The organism is Deltaproteobacteria bacterium GWC2_65_14 (assembly GCA_001797615.1).
Lineage (GTDB): Bacteria > Desulfobacterota > Deferrimicrobia > Deferrimicrobiales > Deferrimicrobiaceae > GWC2-65-14.
The window spans coordinates 10501-13416 of sequence record MGPV01000058.1 but is presented as its reverse complement, the minus strand read 5'-3'; the positions used below and the strand labels follow the sequence as shown (position 1 = coordinate 13416).

The following is a 2916-nucleotide window of genomic DNA, read 5'->3' as shown; positions in this document are numbered from 1 at the left end:
GCCGGCAGAGGGGGCTCCCGATGTAATCGAGCCGGGAAAGCTGTCGGAGATCCGCGGCGGAACTGAAACGATCCTGCTTGCCGAAGACGACGAATCGGTCCGGATGCTTGTGGAGCGGACGTTGAAGGATCTCGGATATACCGTGCTGGCGGCCCGCAACGGGGAGGATGCGATAGAGATTTTCCTTCGGGATAAGGAGAAGATTTCCCTGGCCGTGCTGGACGTCGTCATGCCTCTCAAGGGGGGGAAAGAGGCGTATGAAGTCATGCACAAGGTGAATCCGGGACTGAAGGTGATCTTCATGAGCGGGTACACGATCAACTCCGTGCACGAATCCTTTGTCCTGATCGCTGGAGTGCCGTTCCTGGCGAAACCGTTCGGTCCGGCTGCGTTGGCGAGAAAGGTGCGGGAGGTCCTAGACAAGGCGTAAGCCGGAAAGTCGGGGTTCGGTCTTCGATAACCGGGGTTTTCCGGAAGGAGCCAGGGGAATGTGTATTCCGTTCAACTTCTCCACCTGGTCCCGTATATGGCTCTTCCCCAGTGACACATAGATCATCGTCGTCTTGATGTCGGCGTGCCCCATCGTCTTCATGATTGCGAAGGGATCGGCCCCCGCCGTGTCGATCTGGGATCCGAACGTGCTGCGCAAATGCGAGTGGCTCATTTTGGTCCATTTTCTACGGAAGCCTACGGAAATCTCCCTAAATCTACGGAAAGTGCAATTTTGGCACGCTCAAAACTATCGGATAAACAAAGGGATTCTAGGCTGTTATAGGAACGGCGCGGCTTGAGGGGGTGGTGGGGAAACCCGTGGGGGTTCGAGTCCCCCCTTCGGCACCATCCCAATAACTAAAGGGAATCCGGGCCGACGCCGGGTTCCCTTTTTTTGTAATTTCGGGCCGACTGGCTCATTTTTGGCTCGCAGGGAAAAATCCTTGTCATATGGTGGCGACTCCGGCCCGCATTTGACAACCTCCGAATGAAAGGTTAGATTTAACCATCACCGTCGATATTTTCTCCCTCGAGACGATCGCAGCACCATCCCGTTAGTTGGGGAGGCGCGATGCCGCTCTCGATCTTCTTCTCCCGTCGAAACGTGGAAGGGCTATCACTCGTACCGGGCGCGATAACCCCCGACGTCTGTTTCTGACGGAAAGGAGGTGATGAGCAGATCCATGAAGGTCTTCCAGGGAACACAACTTTTCTCTGACAAGGTATCGATAGGGATCAGGCAACCAATCTGTCCCCATCAGGCCTCGCGACCGAACCGCCATCATTCGGGCTGGTTACCTGCGCCAAAGAAAGGAGGAGGAAAGACTCAACGAGTGTCCTGTTCGTCGTTGCGGCCCGTTGAACACAAATCATTTTCCAGTCGCTCCTTGGTATCACCCGCTTGAAGATTCTTCAGGGGAATCTTTCTTTCTCGCCAAAGAGAAGGGGAAAAAGGATGGAATCGAGATGAGAAAAGGGGCAAGGGCAACGGAATCCCGACCGAGGAGGTAAAGCTATGAAACCGGTCAAGCTCGCGGTCCTGAGCCTGGTAGCGATCCTTGTGTTCGCCTTCGTCGGCTCCGTCATCGCCGCCGACGCGGAAAAACTCGAAGTGAAGGCCGGTCGGAAATATTTCGTGTGCAACTGCGGGGGGAAATGCCCCTGCAACGCAGTCTCCACCGTGGCGGGCAAGTGCCCCTGCGGAACGGACATGGTGGAGGCGACGGCGGTCAAGGTCGACAGTATCAGAGTCTGGCGCATACCAGCTACGATCGAGGGAGGGACTGCCCGGTTCAAGGCGGACGGATGGGAGAAAGAGCGGGAGTTCGATATCATTGCCAAGTACTCCTGTGCCTCCGGCCGATGCAAGATGTTCAGCCAGATTCCTGGAAAGTGCAGTTGCGGAGAGGACATGAAAAAGGAGAAGGTGCCTCCGTTAGAGCCGAGTTGACGTAGACCCTTCTCTTGGAAGTGGGGCTTGGCCAGTTCATGTAGATCATTGTCGTTTTGGTAACATTGCGCACCAATGAGGGGGTGGTGGGGAAACCCGTGGGGGTTCGAGTCCCCCCTTCGGCACCAGTCGAAATTCGCAGGCGCTCAGAGAACCTGGGCGCCTTTTCCATTTCGACTGGTGCTCCCCGGGGACTCGAACCGGCTTCGGGCACCGACCGGGAAGGGAGGAAAAGCGCGACCTTGGTGAGCGCGTCAGCCCGAAGCCGTGCCGCAACGGGCGATGGCGCGATCGCCGAGCCTCATGCGGTCGAGTCCCCCCTTCGGCACCATCCTTCGCTGCTCGTCGCTACCGTAAAACCGAGACTTCGCAGCTACGGATGGCAAGCCATCCGCGAAGGATGCCCTCCGAAGCCTTGGCGAAGGAGGGCGAGCTACCACCAGGGGATTTCGGCCTCGCGCCAAGTTCCCTTTTCTTGTGAAATTGGCCCGAGTGGCTCATTTGTGGCTCGGAGGGTCTCGGAAAAGGGGGCTTTACCTTTTCGTCGAGGAGAGGCTCCTAGACCGTGAAGAGCGTGATTTTGATAGTGCGCAGGAGGGGTTACGGGTTGCGCCCGCAACCCCTGATTGTCGAAGGGGGCTAAGAGCGCTCTCGCGCTGTCCGCCGGGACATTTGTTCCGCTACGGTTATTGCTTCCTCTCTGCTGAAACAAGAACAATGTCCTTTTTCGTGCTCTCCACGATCGCGATGAGTTCATTCTGTTCCTGCCCGGGGACCTTGAACTTGTCTAGGACCTTCTTGAAATCGACCAGCATTGCCTGCCACTCTTTCTCCGTGATGTTGAGATGCTGGTGCGATTCCTTCATCCCTCGGCCGGTATATTTCTCCGGTCCGCCGGATGCCTGGCAAACCATGGATGTGACATGGTATTTGAGATATGCTTTGGGAACCCGGTCCCTGGCTTCCTTGATACT

The 2916-nt window shown here is 56.7% G+C and carries 3 protein-coding genes and 2 pseudogenes (2 of these 5 cut by a window edge); 3 read left to right on the top strand and 2 right to left on the bottom strand.

All coding sequences use genetic code 11. The annotated features are described in order from the left end of the window. Together A2X88_05860 and A2X88_05855 are read left to right on the top strand one after the other, a co-directional pair. A pseudogene (locus tag A2X88_05860) lies at positions 1-26 on the top strand (hypothetical protein) (it extends 1246 nt beyond the left edge of the window). A gap of 83 nt (positions 27-109) precedes the next feature. Continuing rightward, positions 110-430, top strand: coding sequence for a hypothetical protein (locus tag A2X88_05855; GenBank protein OGP33224.1), 321 nt, complete (start codon positions 110-112; stop codon positions 428-430). Here the strand turns inward: A2X88_05855 and A2X88_05850 are convergent. Next, positions 416-664 (bottom strand): hypothetical protein, encoded by a 249-nt coding sequence (locus A2X88_05850; GenBank protein ID OGP33223.1) that lies wholly within the window; start codon positions 662-664, stop codon positions 416-418. The two genes, A2X88_05855 and A2X88_05850, sit on opposite strands and share 15 nt — an antisense overlap. Before the next feature lie 843 nt (positions 665-1507). On the opposite strand from A2X88_05850, the gene A2X88_05845 reads away from it, so the two are divergent. Beyond that, positions 1508-1942: a hypothetical protein gene (locus A2X88_05845; GenBank protein ID OGP33222.1), complete on the top strand. Its 435-nt coding sequence runs from the start codon at positions 1508-1510 to the stop codon at positions 1940-1942. A 686-nt stretch (positions 1943-2628) separates the two neighbouring features. Here the strand turns inward: A2X88_05845 and A2X88_05840 are convergent. After that, a pseudogene (locus A2X88_05840) lies at positions 2629-2916 on the bottom strand (hypothetical protein); it runs 204 nt beyond the window's last position.

Coding starts and splice junctions, on each gene's coding strand:
- A2X88_05845 (OGP33222.1), top strand. CDS start 1,508: ATGAAACCGGTCAAGCTCGCGGTCCTGAGCCTGGTAGCGATCCTTGTG.
- A2X88_05850 (OGP33223.1), bottom strand. CDS start 664: ATGAGCCACTCGCATTTGCGCAGCACGTTCGGATCCCAGATCGACACG.